Source organism: Streptomyces sp. NPDC001100 (genome assembly GCF_053598575.1).
The window spans coordinates 63259-75826 of sequence record NZ_JBSFKO010000048.1; the positions used below are offsets into that span (position 1 = coordinate 63259).

Here is a 12568-nt window from a genome sequence, read left to right on the forward strand (position 1 = left end):
GTGAGTCTGGAAAGCAAACTCATGCGAGTTTGAAAAGCGGACGCCGAAGGGCGGCACCCCTCACACGGGTGCCGCCCTTCGGCGTCGATACCGAGGCCCAGAGGTCCGCCGGAGGCCTCAGTACGCGCTGTTGACGTTGTCGATCGAGCCGTACCGCGCGGCGGCGTAGTTGGCCGCGGCGGTGATGTTGGCGACCGGGTCGTAGATGTTCGTCGAGGTACCGGAGACGTGGTACGCGTTGAACGTCGGCTGGATGACCTGGAGCAGACCGATCGACGGCGTGCCGTTGACCGCGTTGACGTCCCAGCCGTTGACGGCGCTCGGGTTGCCCGAGGACTCCCGCATGATGTTCTTGTACAGGCCGTAGTACGAGCCCGGGATGCCCTTCTGCTTCATGATCGCCAGGGCGTGGTTGATCCAGCCGTTGAGGTTGTTGGCGTAGGTCGTCGCGGCGACGGGCTGGAGCTTGACGCGCTGGCTGGAGCGGCTCGCGGCCTTCTTGGCCTTCCGTGCGGCCTCCGCCTTCTTCTTGGCGGCGGCTTCGGCGGCCTTCTTCCTCGCGGCGGCGTCCGCCTTGGCCTTCGCGGCGTCCGCCCTGGCCTTCTCTGCCTTCGCCTTCGCGTCGGCCTTCGCCTGGATCGCCTCGGTCTTGAGGCTGGCGCCGGCGAGCTGGTCGGTGACGCTGGCCTTGACGCCCTTGATGGGCTCCGTGCTGTACGCCACCTTCGCCGAGGGCGCGGCGTCGCTGACGGTCGTCCCCGCGTCGCCGGGCACCGCCGAGAAGGCGAGGGCGGCGGCGCCGAGCGTGGCGACACCGGCGAGCGCGAGCCTGTGCTGCTTCGTCAGCTTGTTCAGCTTGGTCAGGCGACTATGACCAGGAGTGTTCATGTTCTTGGGCATGGCGGATGGACCTCTTCGAATGGCGCGGAGGTCGCTCTTCGTCCGGCGGGGACGCGGGTGCTTCCGGCACAAACGCCGCGGACGGGATCCGCGGCGCTGAGCGACGGCTGCAATTCTTAGCGGTCGCAAAAACCTGTGGCAAAGGTGTGACGTACGATCCTCGATAGTGGACCAGGGAAGGGCAAAACGGGACAGACGGGACCGTCTGTCCCGCTCAGGCGGGTCGGGTTTATCTCCTATGTGTCCTAGTACGTGATCTGCGCCCTATGTGCGGGCTCACACCGGCGACGCGGCAACCTCACTCGCAGTTGCTCTCGCAACGCACTGTGTGAGGATCCTCCTCCGGGAGGATGAGGTGCACGTCCCCGAACTCGTGCCACAGGTAGAGCCCGCGCAGCGCCTCTTCATAACTGCGGTCGACAGCGGCCCGCCCGGCGACCGCCTCCAGCATCAGCAGATGCGAGGCCTCCGGCTCGTGCAGCCCCGTCAGCAGCCCGTCCACCACCCGCACCCCCCGCCCCGGGGTGACGACGAGATCCGTCCACCCCGCACGCGCGCGTACGACCCCGTCACCGCCGGCGGCGGACTCGACGGCCCGCACCGCGGTGGTCCCCACCGCGATCACCCGCCCATCTCCCGCCCTGACCGCGTTGATCAACCGGGCTGACGCCTCCGACACCGCGAACCGCTCCGGATACGGCGGCTCGTGCACCTCGGCCGACGCCACCCCCGTGTGCAAAGTGATCGGCGCGAACTGCACGCCCCGGCTCACCAGCTCCGCCACCATCCGCGCGGTGAAGGGCCGCGCGGCACTCGGCATCTCCGCACTGCCCGTCCCGTCCTCGGCCGGCAAGGAGAACACCGTCTGGTAGACGGACAACGGCTGATCCCGCTCCGTGTAGGAGTAGCGAATGGGCCGCCCGTGCTCACGCAACAGCCCGACCACCCCCGAACCCGACACCCGCGCCCACCACAACCGCTCGCCCCGCGCGCTCAGCGGCTCCTCCAGGGTCAGCCGCGTGTCCCCGGGCAGCCGCACCGCCGTCCCTGCCGGGCCGCCCGCACGCGCGCGTGAGGTGCCCTTCCCGTCCGGCTCCCGCAGCTCGACCGCCCACCGCCCGTCGTCGCCCCGCGTCGAGAAATGCACCACCACGCGCGCGTGCCCGATCCACCCGTCCACCGCGGCGGCCAGCGTCGGCGACGTGTTCACGACCAGCAGATCCCCGGCCCGCAGCAGCCGCGGCAACTCCCCGAACCCGTGATGCGACACCTCGGTACCCCGCGACACCAGCAGCCGTACGGCATCCCGGTCGAGCCCGGGCCCGCGTTGCTCGGCCGGCACGCGCGCGGACAGCTCCTCCGGCACCCGGACCGCCACCGTCATCGTTCCTCCAGCAGGGCCGGGGCTCCGTAGCGTCCGCTCGCCGGACGCTCGTCCAGCAGCCGCAGGAAGGCCGGCACCACAGAAGCCGGCTCCGGCCGTGGATCGACGTCGTCCGGTACGGCCGCCGCGTACAGGTCCGTGCCCATGTCCCCGGGGTCGACCGCCCACACCCGCAGCCCGGGCTCCTCCGCGCCGAGCACCGCCGCGAGCTGGTCGAGGGCCGCCTTGGACGCCCCGTAGCCGCCCCACGTCTCGTACGCCTCGGCCGCCGCGTCCGAACTGACCGCGACCACCGCACCGGCCCGAGAGGCCCGCAGCAGCGGCAGCGCCTCCTGGACCAGCCCGAGGGCAGCCACCACGTTGACCTCCAGCGCCCGCCGCAGCCCGTGCAGGGGCAGCTCGTCGAGCCGTACGAGCGGTTCGGCACCCAGCGCGCTCGCGTTGCTCACCACCAGATCGACGCCGCCCAGCTTGCCCGCCGCGGCCACCAGCTCCGCGCGGTGCCCGGCGTCCGTGACATCCCCCGCGACGGCCTCCACGCGCGTGCCGTACGCGGCGACGGCCACCGCCGCCTCCCCGAGCACCGCCTCGCTCCTGGCGTCGAGCACCAGGTCCCAGCCCCGCGCGGCCAGCGCCTCGGCGAGCGCCCGCCCCAGCCCCTTCGACGCCCCCGTGATGATCGCTACCGACATGACACACGTCCCCTCGTCCACTACGCCTCCGTCGGCGTGCCCCCAACGTAGGAACGGGACCGCCTCCACCGCGTCGGACGCCGGCCGCAGTCCACCGGGGCCCTTCGCCCTAGGCCTTCCGGACCAGACGAGGGCCGTCACCAGCCCGATCCGCGGTGTCACACCCCGCCGGTACCGTGAGGGCATGAGTCAAGGTCCACGGTCCGGCCTCGCGGCGGTGAGCTCCGCACTGCTGGCCATGAGCAGGCACCTGGAGGTGCGCGACGTCCTCAAGACGATCGTCGCCTCGGCCCGCGAGCTGCTCGACGCCCAGTACGCCGCCCTCGGCGTCCCCGACGACCACGGAGGCTTCGCCCAGTTCGTGGTCGACGGCGTCAGCGACGCCCAGTGGAAGGCCATCGGCCCGCTCCCGCGCCAGCACGGCATCCTCGCCGCGATGCTGCACGAGGCGAAGGCCGAACGCCTCGCGGACGTGCGCAAGGACCCGCGCTTCGAGGGCTGGCCCGCGGCCCACCCCGACATGTCCGACTTCCTGGGCCTGCCCATCCGCGACGACGACGAGGTCATCGGCGCCCTCTTCCTGGCCAACAAGAACTGCCCCAAGAGGGACGGCGGTTGCGGCTTCACCGAGGAGGACGAGGAACTGCTCTCGATCCTCGCCCAGCACGCGGCCATCGCCCTCACCAATGCCCGCCTCTACGAGCGCAGCCGCGAGCTGACCATCGCCGAGGAGCGCTCCCGGCTCGCCCACGAACTGCACGACGCGGTGGCCCAGAAGCTGTTCTCCCTCCGCCTCACCGCACAGGCCGCCGCCACCCTCGTGGACCGAGACCCCTCCCGCGCCAAGGGCGAACTCCAGCAGGTGGCCGCGCTCGCCGCCGAGGCCGCCGACGAACTGCGCGCCGCGGTCGTCGAGTTGCGCCCCGCAGCCCTCGACGAGGACGGACTGAGCGCCACCCTGCGCACCCAGATCCAGGTCCTCGACCGCGCCCACACCGCACGCGTGACCTTCACCGGCCGCGGCTTCCGCGCCCTGCCCGCCGCCCAGGAGGAGGCCATGCTGCGCGTCGCCCAGGAGGCCCTGCACAACGCGCTGCGGCACTCCGGCGCGGAGCACGTCGCCGTGACCCTGGAGCGGCACGGCTGCGGCGCGGTCCTGCGGATCACCGACGACGGCAGCGGCTTCGAACCCCAGTCGATCCGCCGCGCGGGACGCCATCTCGGCCTGGTCTCCATGCGGGACCGGACCAACGGCGTCGGCGGCACGCTCACCGTGGAATCGGCGCCCGGAAAGGGCACCACGATCGAGATGGAGGTCCCCGGTGGCTGACGCAATCAAGGTGCTGATCGTCGACGACCACCAGGTCGTCCGCCGGGGCCTGCGCACGTTCCTGGAGGTGCAGGACGACATCGAGGTCGTCGGCGAGGCGGCCGACGGCGCCGAAGGGGTCGCCCGCACCGAGGAGTTGAAGCCCGACGTCGTCCTCATGGACGTCAAGATGCCGGGCATGGACGGCATCGACGCGCTGCGCAGACTCCGCGAACTCGACCACCCCACGCGCGTGCTGATCGTCACCAGCTTCACCGAGCAGCGCACGGTGATCCCGGCCCTGCGCGCGGGCGCCGCCGGTTACGTCTACAAGGACGTGGACCCGGACGCCCTGGCCGGCGCCATCCGCTCCGTCCACGCCGGCCACATCCTGCTCCAACCCGAGGTCGCCGGCGTCCTGTTGTCCCAGGAGGAGTCCAACTCCGGGCAGGGGAGAGGAGGTTCGCTCACGGAGCGGGAGCGCGAGGTGCTCGGCCTGATCGCGGACGGCCGCTCCAACCGCGAGATAGCCCGCGCCCTGGTGCTCTCCGAGAAGACGGTCAAGACCCACGTCTCGAACATCCTGATGAAGCTCGACCTGGCGGACCGCACCCAGGCAGCCCTGTTCGCGGTACGCCACGGACTGACGAGGTAGGTCCGGCGAGGTGGGCGGGGCGTGACGGCAACACGGAACGTCCCCTTCCGGACCGAGATTCATACCGTCGTGGGAATGTCCCCCGGATGGCGCATCCTTCGTGGATCTCCGCCGTTCTCCAATGCGTGCCGCGGCGCCTGCCGCGGTGATCGCTAGGAGGGCTCAGAAGTGAAGAACCTGAAGAAGGCAGCGGCCGTGACGATGGTGGCCGGCGGGCTGGTAGCCGCCGGTGCCGGGCTGGCCTCCGCCGACGGCCTGGCGAACGGCCAGGCCGTCGGTTCGCCCGGCGTCGGCTCGGGCAACGTCGTCCAGGTCCCGGTGCACGTCCCGGTGAACGCGGTCGGCAACAGCGTCAACGTCATCGGCGTCCTGAACCCCGCCTTCGGCAACCTGGGCGTCAACCACTGACGCACGTCGCTCCGCGACAGTGACCTCCGGCCTCCCAGGGCGCTCCCTGGGAGGCCGGTCTGCTCGTCACCTGGTCATCAGGTCGGCTTGTCGCGCCAATGATCCGAACGGGCAGTCAAACGCGCATTCCCGTGCCGTTTCCGGTACTCCCTGCGTTGATCAGCGCACGACCCGCGGCCGGGTCGGTCACGCAATCGCAGGAGGAACGCTTCCCATGAACATCGCCAAGAAGGCCGCCGTGGCCCTCACCGTCGCCGGTATCGCCGCTGGCGCCTCCGCCGGTGCCGCTGTCGCCGACGCGGGTGCCGACGGCGCGGCCGTGAAGTCGCCGGGTGTCGGTTCCGGCAACGTCGTCCAGGTCCCGGTCCACGTCCCCGTCAACGTCGTCGGCGACAGCGTCAACGTCATCGGCCTGCTGAACCCCACGTTCGGCAACAAGGGCATCAACGGCTGACGCCCACAGCTGTAAGGAAGGGCCCCGAGAGTCAACGACGACTCACGGGGCCTTTTCTGTCAGCATGGTTCAGCACCGATCAGCGCGTCCGGCGCCTTTCAACGCAGGCCCGCACAATCAGCCCGTCCGGCGTCTGAGGACGAGGCCCCTTCAGGGCCGACCGGGGGCCTGGGGGCGTCAGCCCCCGGAGACGCCCACATCAACACCGGTCACCAAACAGACCGACGCTCACCGCACCCCCTTCTCCCGCTCCTCCACAACGGAGTTGTACGCCGCGACCTGCGCCCGCCGAGCCGTCCGCTCCACCGGCCGCAACGCCTCCGCCCGCACCGCCATCTCGGACGCGCTCACCGCACCTCCGTGCCCGCTCTCCGCGGCCAGGGACACCAGCAGCCCCACCCGCTGCGCCAGCTCCAACACCCGCACCGCGCGCGGCGGATACCCCGGCGCCAGCACCTCCCGCCCCCGCTCGGCCCGCGCGCGATACGCGTCGAGCGCCGCCTCCGCGACCGGCCCCGACCCGGCCACGTCAAGCCGCGACAACACCGCCGTCGCATCCCGCAGCGCCTCCGCGAGCTCCCGCTCGGCCTCCCCGAGGGAAGGCACGTCGGCGGGCGGTGCCTCCCGCACCGGCAGGCAGTGCCAGACGACCTCGACATGGACATCGCCGGCGGGACCGGCCTCGTACACCTCGGGAACGAGGCCGAGCGCGGCGCCGTAGCAGATCACCGCCTCCTCGGCCTCCAGGGCCCGCGCGTTGAACGCGGGCGGGCCGCTCAGCCCCAGCGGGTGTCCCGAGGTGGGCAGCGCCAGGCGCAGCCCGGTCACCCCGAGGGTGCGCAGCCGTCCCAGCGCGAGTGTGAGTCCGACGGGCGCCGACTCGCCCGGCAGCCCTTCCACCCGGTGCACGGCGTCCTCGCCCACGATGGCGAGTACGGCGTCGTCCGGTGAGACAAGCCCGGCCAAAAGGGCGTTTCCCCAGGCGGCGAGGCGTCCTGATCGTGGTTCCGAAAGCATGCCCCCCACCCTAAGGACCGGACCGATGGGATGGACCGCCCGGCCGGTGGCGTAGATTTCTTCGAGGGCTGCGCCTACCGGCGCACGCGACAGCCGAGACAGGCCGACGATGCAATGGGAGACAGCGCGCTCATGAGCGATGTTCTGGAGCTGGAGGACGTAACCGTGGTCCGGGAGGGCCGGGCTCTGGTGGACCAGGTCTCCTGGTCGGTCAAGGAGGGCGAGCGCTGGGTCATCCTCGGCCCGAACGGCGCCGGCAAGACCACTCTCCTGAACGTCGCGTCCAGCTACCTGTTCCCCAGCAGCGGCACCGCCACCATCCTCGGCGAGACCCTCGGCAAGGTCGACGTCTTCGAACTGCGCCCCCGCATCGGCGTCGCCGGTATCGCCATGGCCGAGAAGCTCCCCAAGCGCCAGACCGTCCTGCAGACCGTGCTGACCGCCGCCTACGGCATGACCGCCGGCTGGCACGAGGACTACGAGGACGTCGACGAGCAGCGCGCCCGCGCCTTCCTCGACCGCCTCGGCATGAGCGACTACCTGGACCGCCGCTTCGGCACCCTCTCCGAGGGCGAGCGCAAGCGCACCCTCATCGCCCGCGCCCTGATGACCGACCCCGAGCTGCTCCTCCTCGACGAGCCCGCCGCCGGCCTCGACCTCGGTGGTCGCGAGGACCTCGTACGCCGGCTCGGCCGCCTCGCCCGCGACCCGATCGCCCCCTCCATGATCATGGTCACCCATCACGTCGAGGAGATCGCCCCCGGCTTCACCCACGTCCTGATGATCCGTCAGGGCAAGGTCCTCGCCGCGGGCCCGCTGGAGCTCGAACTCACCGCGCGCAACCTCTCCCTCTGCTTCGGCCTCCCGCTGATCGTCGAGCAGGTCGGCGACCGCTGGACGGCACACGGTCTCCCCATGTCCTGACCGAACTCCCCTGAAAATTACGGGTCGTACGGGCATATGCGCCCTGTCCGCGACCCGGCCCGCCGCCATACCATGACCTTGTGAACGACATCGGCGCATGGGTGTGGTGGCTCGTCGGCGCGGCGGCACTCGGAATCCCGCTCGTGGTGACCGCGATGCCCGAGTTCGGCATGTTCGCCATGGGCGCCGTCGCCGCAGCGGTCACCGCCGGGATCGGCGGGGACGTGGTCGTGCAGGTCCTCGTCTTCGTGGCCGTCTCGGTCGCCCTCATCGCGGTCGTACGGCCCATCGCGAACCGGCACCGCTCGACCCGGCCCCAACTGGCCACGGGCGTGGACGCGTTGAAGGGCAAACAGGCCGTCGTCCTGGAGCGCGTGGACGGCTCGGGCGGCGGCCGGATCAAGCTGGCCGGCGAGATCTGGTCGGCCCGCGCTCTCGACACCGACCGTGCCTACGAACCGGGCCAGGAGGTGGACGTCGTGGAGATCGAGGGAGCCACCGCGATCGTCATCTGACCTCGCAGGACTCAACTGAACCGAACAGCACACGAGTTGCGTGACGGTCTGACAGACTCGACCAGCAAGATCTTCAACAACCATAAGATCTTCCGAAAGCGCCGAGGCGGAGAAGGGTACGGGGAGCACGATGGAACCGGTCATCATCGTCTTGATCATCCTGGTGGTGTTGGTCTTCATCGCTTTGATCAAGACGATCCAGGTCATCCCGCAGGCAAGTGCCGCGATCGTGGAGCGGTTCGGCCGCTACACACGGACACTCAACGCGGGACTCAACATCGTCGTCCCGTTCATAGACACGATCCGTAACCGCATCGACCTGCGCGAACAGGTCGTACCGTTCCCGCCGCAGCCGGTGATCACCCAGGACAACCTGGTCGTCAACATCGACACGGTCATCTACTACCAGGTGACGGACGCGCGGGCCGCGACCTACGAAGTGGCCAGCTACATCCAGGCAATCGAGCAGCTCACGGTCACCACGCTCCGCAACATCATCGGCGGCATGGACCTGGAGCGGACCCTGACCTCCCGCGAGGAGATCAACGCGGCCCTGCGTGGAGTCCTCGACGAGGCGACGGGCAAGTGGGGCATCCGGGTAAACCGCGTCGAACTCAAGGCGATTGAGCCCCCCACCTCCATCCAGGACTCGATGGAGAAGCAGATGCGCGCCGACCGTGACAAGCGCGCCGCGATCCTCACCGCGGAAGGCACGCGCCAGGCGGCCATCCTCACCGCGGAGGGCGAGAAGCAGTCCCAGATCCTGCGCGCCGAAGGTGAGGCCAAGGCAGCCGCCCTGCGCGCCGAGGGCGAGGCCCAGGCCGTCCGTACGGTCTTCGAGGCCATCCATGCCGGAGACGCCGACCAGAAGCTCCTCAGCTACCAGTACCTCCAGATGCTCCCGAAGATCGCCGAAGGCGACGCCAACAAGCTCTGGATCGTCCCCAGCGAGATCGGCGACGCCCTCAAGGGCCTCTCCGGCGCGATGGGCAACATGGGCCCGTTCGGCGGCGGTTCGGGAGGCGGCGGAGGCAACTCCGGCAACTCGGACGGGAATTCGGAACGCCGAGAGAAGCCGTCCATCGACTGACGGGCTTTCTCCTCCACGACACTGGGGCCCACCTCCCGCAGGAGATGGGCCCCAGTTCTGTTCACGTGCCCTACGCGGCCGGCTGCACCAGCCACTGCGGCAGGGCATCGAAGTTCTCGGTTCCCAGCGCCAGCAGCATCGCGTCCGCCGGCGTCGGCTCGAACGGCCGCCGCAGCAGCGGCATCCCCGCCTGCTCCGGAGTCCGGGCCGCCTTGCGGTGGTTGTCCTCCGCGCACGAGGCCACCGTGTTCAGCCAGGAGTCCTGACCACCCTGCGCCCTCGGCACCACGTGGTCCACCGTCGTCGCCCGCCTGCCGCAGTACGCGCACCGGTGCCGGTCCCGGACCAGCACACCCCGCCTCGACCACGGGGCTTGTCTTCGGAACGGCACCCTGACGTACCTGCACAGTCGGATCACCCGGGGCGCCGGTATGTCGACCTCGGCTCCGCGCATACGCAGTTCGGGGTGGGCCTGCTCGACGACAGCCTTGTCCTGCAGCACCAGAACGACGGCTCGATTCAACGACACCGTCGACAGCGGCTCGAAGCTCGCGTTCAGCACCAGCGTGTCCCGCATCCAGCCCACCTCCCATGTGCAACCGGCCCACCGGGTGGCGGGCTTGGATCAACTCTGGCCGGGCACGCCGAGATGGACAACGCAATAAAAAATGCCCGCCTCTGATCAATTCCAAGACCAGAGGCGGGCAAACGTTCAATGAACGTCAGTCTTCCGTCGGCGCTTCGTACTCACCGATCAGCTGGGCACGTGCCAGCGCGTGAAACCGCAGGTTGAAACCGACGACCGCCGGAGAAACGTCCGAGTCCGGACCCAGCTTCTCCGAGTCCACGGCGTACACCGTGAACACATAACGGTGCGACCCGTCCCCGGGCGGAGGCGCGGCGCCACCGAAGTCCTTCGACCCGTAGTCGTTCCGCACCTGTACGGCGCCCTCCGGCAGCCCCTCGAACTTGCCGCTGCCCGCACCCGCAGGCAGCTCGGTCACCGAGGCCGGGATGTCGAACAGCACCCAGTGCCAGAACCCGCTTCCCGTAGGGGCGTCCGGGTCGTAGCAGGTCACGGCGAAACTCTTGGTCTCGGGCGGGAAGCCCTCCCACCGCAGCTGCGGCGAGGTGTTGCCGGCCGCGTAGACCTGAGCGTCCTTGAGCGTCGCCCCCGGCTCGACGTCCTCACTCGTCACCGTGAACGACGGCACGGGCGGGTGGAAGTCATGGGGGAGGGGTCGCCGCTTGAGCTCGGTCACCTCGGTACCTCCTGATCGGTTTCTTCAGTGGACACCGAGCCTAGAACCAGTTGCGCTTGCTGCCGACCTCGGACAGCCACTGATTGAGGTACGCCGCCCAGTCCGTCCCGTGGAAGTCGTGCTGGCCGACCTGGAAGGAGCGGAAGGTGTCACTGCCCTCGCTGAACAGTCCCGGCTTCTTGTCCATCTCCAGGATGACGTCCATCGCGTTCTCATCGGCGACGAAACTCAACTCGACCTGGTTCAGACCCCGGTACTGCGACGGCGGGTAGAACTCGATCTCCTGGTAGAACGGCAGCTTCTGCCGCGTCCCCCGGATGTGACCGCGCTCCATGTCCGCGTTCTTGAAACGGAAGCCCAGCTGGATGAAGGCGTCCAGAATCGCCTTCTGCGCGGGCAACGGGTGCACGTTGACCGGGTCCAGGTCGCTGGAGTCCACGGCCCGCGCGATCGCCAGCTCGGTGCTCACCCCGATGTGCATCCCGCGCAGCGCCTGACCGTCGATCATCGTGACCGGCGTCTCCCAGGGGATCTCAAGCCCGAACGGCACGTTGTGCGCGGTCCCCGCCTGCAGCTCGAAGGCACCGCCGAGGCGCACCTTCGTGAACTCGATGTCCTGCTTGTACTCCTGGTCGCCGCTCTCGACCTCGACCTTGGCCTGCAGCCCGACCGAGAGCCCCTGGATCTCCTGGTTGACGGACCCGCCCTGGATCCGCACCTCGCCCTGGACCACACCACCAGGAACGACGTTGACCTCGGTCAGCACCGTCTCCACCGAAGCCCCGCCGGCCCCCAGGCTCGCGAGCAGCTTCTTGAACGCCATGACTCTCCCTTTACGAATGGACCCTTGATCCCTACAAACGCGATCCGACCGCGACCGGTTCCGCGCCACACCCTGGCAAGCGGACCGAACCTTGACCACCCCTTGGCACAAGCGCGTCTGGACTACGCTCGGACGCCATGATCGCGCCCCCGGACCGTAAGCCACTCCCCAGAGAGTTCTTCGACCGCCCTGTACTGGAGGTCGCCCCCGACCTCCTGGGCCGCCTCCTCGTCCGTACGACCCCTGATGGTCCGATAACCCTGCGCATCACAGAGGTCGAGGCCTACGACGGCGGAAACGACCCCGGCTCCCACGCCTATCGCGGCCCGACCGCGCGCAACGGCGTGATGTTCGGTCCACCCGGGTACGTGTACGTCTACTTCACCTACGGCATGTGGCACTGCATGAACCTGGTGTGCGGCCCCGAGGGCACGGCGAGGGCCGTCCTGCTCCGCGCCGGCGAGATCGTCGAGGGTGCCGAACTGGCCCGCAAACGTCGACTCTCGGCCCGAAATGACAAAGAACTGGCCAAAGGCCCCGCACGCCTGGCCACCGCCCTGGACGTCGACCGCTCCCTGGACGGCACGGACGCGTGCACCACGGGCGACACCCCCCTGAGGATGCTGGCCGGTACATCCGTGGCTTCCCATCAGGTAAGCAACGGTCCGCGCACCGGAGTCTCGGGCGACGGGGCGGTTCACCCCTGGCGATTCTGGATCACCAACGACCCTACGGTGAGCCCCTATCGGGCCCATACGCCAAGGCGTCGGTCAAGTTGACGCGCCGTGGCGGGGTGCGTAATGTAGCCCGAGCCGCTTGACCCGGGTACGGCATTCGCCTGCAGCCGGAAGCGGCCAACCCACTACCTACGACTCCCTCTCAGCAGGGGCGCGTTCAGCATGCCCGCATGCCTGAATTCGAACTTGCGGAACTCGATTATGAGCTGGCGAGGGAATCGGCTAACGTAGTGAATGTCGAAAGGCCGACAGGCGAAAGCCCAAAGCGTTTGACAATCCCAACCGACAGGGAATCGGGACCGGAAACGGTCTGATAGAGTCGGAAACGCAAGACCGAAGGGAAAAGCCCGGAGGAAAGCCCGAGAGGGTGAGTACAAAGGAAGCGTCCGTTCCTTGAG

The 12568-nt window shown here is 69.3% G+C and carries 15 protein-coding genes; 8 read left to right on the plus strand and 7 right to left on the minus strand.

Annotated elements, in window-relative coordinates; all coding sequences use genetic code 11:
* Positions 1-117 precede the first annotated feature (117 nt).
* The 3 genes from ACWDEW_RS43125 to ACWDEW_RS43135 all read right to left on the minus strand — a co-directional run bounded on the left by ACWDEW_RS43125 (position 118) and on the right by ACWDEW_RS43135 (position 2976).
* Positions 118-900 (minus strand): transglycosylase SLT domain-containing protein, encoded by a 783-nt coding sequence (locus tag ACWDEW_RS43125; RefSeq protein ID WP_450520956.1) that lies wholly within the window; start codon positions 898-900, stop codon positions 118-120.
* Positions 901-1198: 298 nt separating this feature from the next.
* Entirely contained in the window at positions 1199-2284 is a 1086-nt protein-coding gene (locus tag ACWDEW_RS43130; RefSeq protein WP_450520958.1) for an S-adenosylmethionine:tRNA ribosyltransferase-isomerase, read from the minus strand.
* Complete coding sequence (locus ACWDEW_RS43135) at positions 2281-2976, minus strand: SDR family NAD(P)-dependent oxidoreductase (RefSeq protein WP_450520960.1); 696 nt, start codon at positions 2974-2976, stop codon at positions 2281-2283. Before ACWDEW_RS43135 ends, ACWDEW_RS43130 begins: the two co-directional genes overlap by 4 nt.
* A 184-nt stretch (positions 2977-3160) precedes the next feature.
* On the opposite strand from ACWDEW_RS43135, the gene ACWDEW_RS43140 reads away from it, so the two are divergent.
* The 4 genes from ACWDEW_RS43140 to ACWDEW_RS43155 all read left to right on the plus strand — a co-directional run bounded on the left by ACWDEW_RS43140 (position 3161) and on the right by ACWDEW_RS43155 (position 5802).
* Positions 3161-4306 carry a GAF domain-containing sensor histidine kinase gene (locus tag ACWDEW_RS43140; protein ID WP_450520962.1) on the plus strand — a complete coding sequence of 382 codons (1146 nt, stop codon included), beginning with the start codon at positions 3161-3163 and terminating at the stop codon, positions 4304-4306.
* Positions 4299-4940: a response regulator gene (locus tag ACWDEW_RS43145; RefSeq protein WP_450520964.1), complete on the plus strand. Its 642-nt coding sequence runs from the start codon at positions 4299-4301 to the stop codon at positions 4938-4940. Before ACWDEW_RS43140 ends, ACWDEW_RS43145 begins: the two co-directional genes overlap by 8 nt.
* A 168-nt stretch (positions 4941-5108) precedes the next feature.
* Positions 5109-5348, plus strand: coding sequence for a chaplin (locus ACWDEW_RS43150; RefSeq protein WP_019067390.1), 240 nt, complete (start codon positions 5109-5111; stop codon positions 5346-5348).
* Between the two features lie 214 nt (positions 5349-5562).
* Positions 5563-5802, plus strand: a complete 240-nt coding sequence (locus ACWDEW_RS43155; protein WP_019067389.1) for a chaplin family protein — start codon at positions 5563-5565, stop codon at positions 5800-5802.
* 228 nt (positions 5803-6030) lie between these two features.
* On the opposite strand, the gene ACWDEW_RS43160 is transcribed toward ACWDEW_RS43155, so the two are convergent.
* Positions 6031-6819, minus strand: coding sequence for a hypothetical protein (locus ACWDEW_RS43160; RefSeq protein WP_450520966.1), 789 nt, complete (start codon positions 6817-6819; stop codon positions 6031-6033).
* Between the two features lie 132 nt (positions 6820-6951).
* Here ACWDEW_RS43160 and ACWDEW_RS43165 point away from each other — a divergent pair, with 132 nt between their 5' ends.
* The 3 genes from ACWDEW_RS43165 to ACWDEW_RS43175 all read left to right on the plus strand — a co-directional run bounded on the left by ACWDEW_RS43165 (position 6952) and on the right by ACWDEW_RS43175 (position 9348).
* Positions 6952-7743, plus strand: coding sequence for an ABC transporter ATP-binding protein (locus tag ACWDEW_RS43165; protein ID WP_200711677.1), 792 nt, complete (start codon positions 6952-6954; stop codon positions 7741-7743).
* A gap of 80 nt (positions 7744-7823) precedes the next feature.
* Complete coding sequence (locus tag ACWDEW_RS43170; protein WP_450520968.1) at positions 7824-8258, plus strand: NfeD family protein; 435 nt, start codon at positions 7824-7826, stop codon at positions 8256-8258.
* A 130-nt stretch (positions 8259-8388) separates the two neighbouring features.
* On the plus strand, positions 8389-9348 hold the full coding sequence (locus ACWDEW_RS43175) for an SPFH domain-containing protein (protein WP_019060707.1): 960 nt from the start codon (positions 8389-8391) through the stop codon (positions 9346-9348).
* Positions 9349-9418: 70 nt separating this feature from the next.
* On the opposite strand, the gene ACWDEW_RS43180 is transcribed toward ACWDEW_RS43175, so the two are convergent.
* The 3 genes from ACWDEW_RS43180 to ACWDEW_RS43190 all read right to left on the minus strand — a co-directional run bounded on the left by ACWDEW_RS43180 (position 9419) and on the right by ACWDEW_RS43190 (position 11433).
* Complete coding sequence (locus ACWDEW_RS43180) at positions 9419-9925, minus strand: HNH endonuclease (RefSeq protein WP_450520970.1); 507 nt, start codon at positions 9923-9925, stop codon at positions 9419-9421.
* Between the two features lie 145 nt (positions 9926-10070).
* Positions 10071-10610, minus strand: coding sequence for a YbhB/YbcL family Raf kinase inhibitor-like protein (locus ACWDEW_RS43185; RefSeq protein WP_450520972.1), 540 nt, complete (start codon positions 10608-10610; stop codon positions 10071-10073).
* A gap of 40 nt (positions 10611-10650) precedes the next feature.
* Complete coding sequence (locus ACWDEW_RS43190; RefSeq protein WP_450520973.1) at positions 10651-11433, minus strand: sporulation protein; 783 nt, start codon at positions 11431-11433, stop codon at positions 10651-10653.
* Between the two features lie 137 nt (positions 11434-11570).
* Between ACWDEW_RS43190 and ACWDEW_RS43195 the strand changes: the two genes are divergently transcribed.
* Positions 11571-12212 carry a DNA-3-methyladenine glycosylase gene (locus ACWDEW_RS43195; RefSeq protein WP_450520975.1) on the plus strand — a complete coding sequence of 214 codons (642 nt, stop codon included), beginning with the start codon at positions 11571-11573 and terminating at the stop codon, positions 12210-12212.
* Positions 12213-12568 lie beyond the last annotated feature (356 nt).

What these genes read in the sequence shown, in the direction of transcription:
- ACWDEW_RS43140 (WP_450520962.1), top strand. Translation starts at nt 3,161, where the DNA reads ATGAGTCAAGGTCCACGGTCCGGCCTCGCGGCGGTGAGCTCCGCACTG.
- ACWDEW_RS43155 (WP_019067389.1), top strand. Translation starts at nt 5,563, where the DNA reads ATGAACATCGCCAAGAAGGCCGCCGTGGCCCTCACCGTCGCCGGTATC.
- ACWDEW_RS43160 (WP_450520966.1), bottom strand. Translation starts at nt 6,819, where the DNA reads ATGCTTTCGGAACCACGATCAGGACGCCTCGCCGCCTGGGGAAACGCC.
- ACWDEW_RS43130 (WP_450520958.1), bottom strand. Translation starts at nt 2,284, where the DNA reads ATGACGGTGGCGGTCCGGGTGCCGGAGGAGCTGTCCGCGCGCGTGCCG.
- ACWDEW_RS43190 (WP_450520973.1), bottom strand. Translation starts at nt 11,433, where the DNA reads ATGGCGTTCAAGAAGCTGCTCGCGAGCCTGGGGGCCGGCGGGGCTTCG.
- ACWDEW_RS43165 (WP_200711677.1), top strand. Translation starts at nt 6,952, where the DNA reads ATGAGCGATGTTCTGGAGCTGGAGGACGTAACCGTGGTCCGGGAGGGC.
- ACWDEW_RS43180 (WP_450520970.1), bottom strand. Translation starts at nt 9,925, where the DNA reads ATGCGGGACACGCTGGTGCTGAACGCGAGCTTCGAGCCGCTGTCGACG.
- ACWDEW_RS43175 (WP_019060707.1), top strand. Translation starts at nt 8,389, where the DNA reads ATGGAACCGGTCATCATCGTCTTGATCATCCTGGTGGTGTTGGTCTTC.
- ACWDEW_RS43135 (WP_450520960.1), bottom strand. Translation starts at nt 2,976, where the DNA reads ATGTCGGTAGCGATCATCACGGGGGCGTCGAAGGGGCTGGGGCGGGCG.
- ACWDEW_RS43195 (WP_450520975.1), top strand. Translation starts at nt 11,571, where the DNA reads ATGATCGCGCCCCCGGACCGTAAGCCACTCCCCAGAGAGTTCTTCGAC.
- ACWDEW_RS43125 (WP_450520956.1), bottom strand. Translation starts at nt 900, where the DNA reads ATGCCCAAGAACATGAACACTCCTGGTCATAGTCGCCTGACCAAGCTG.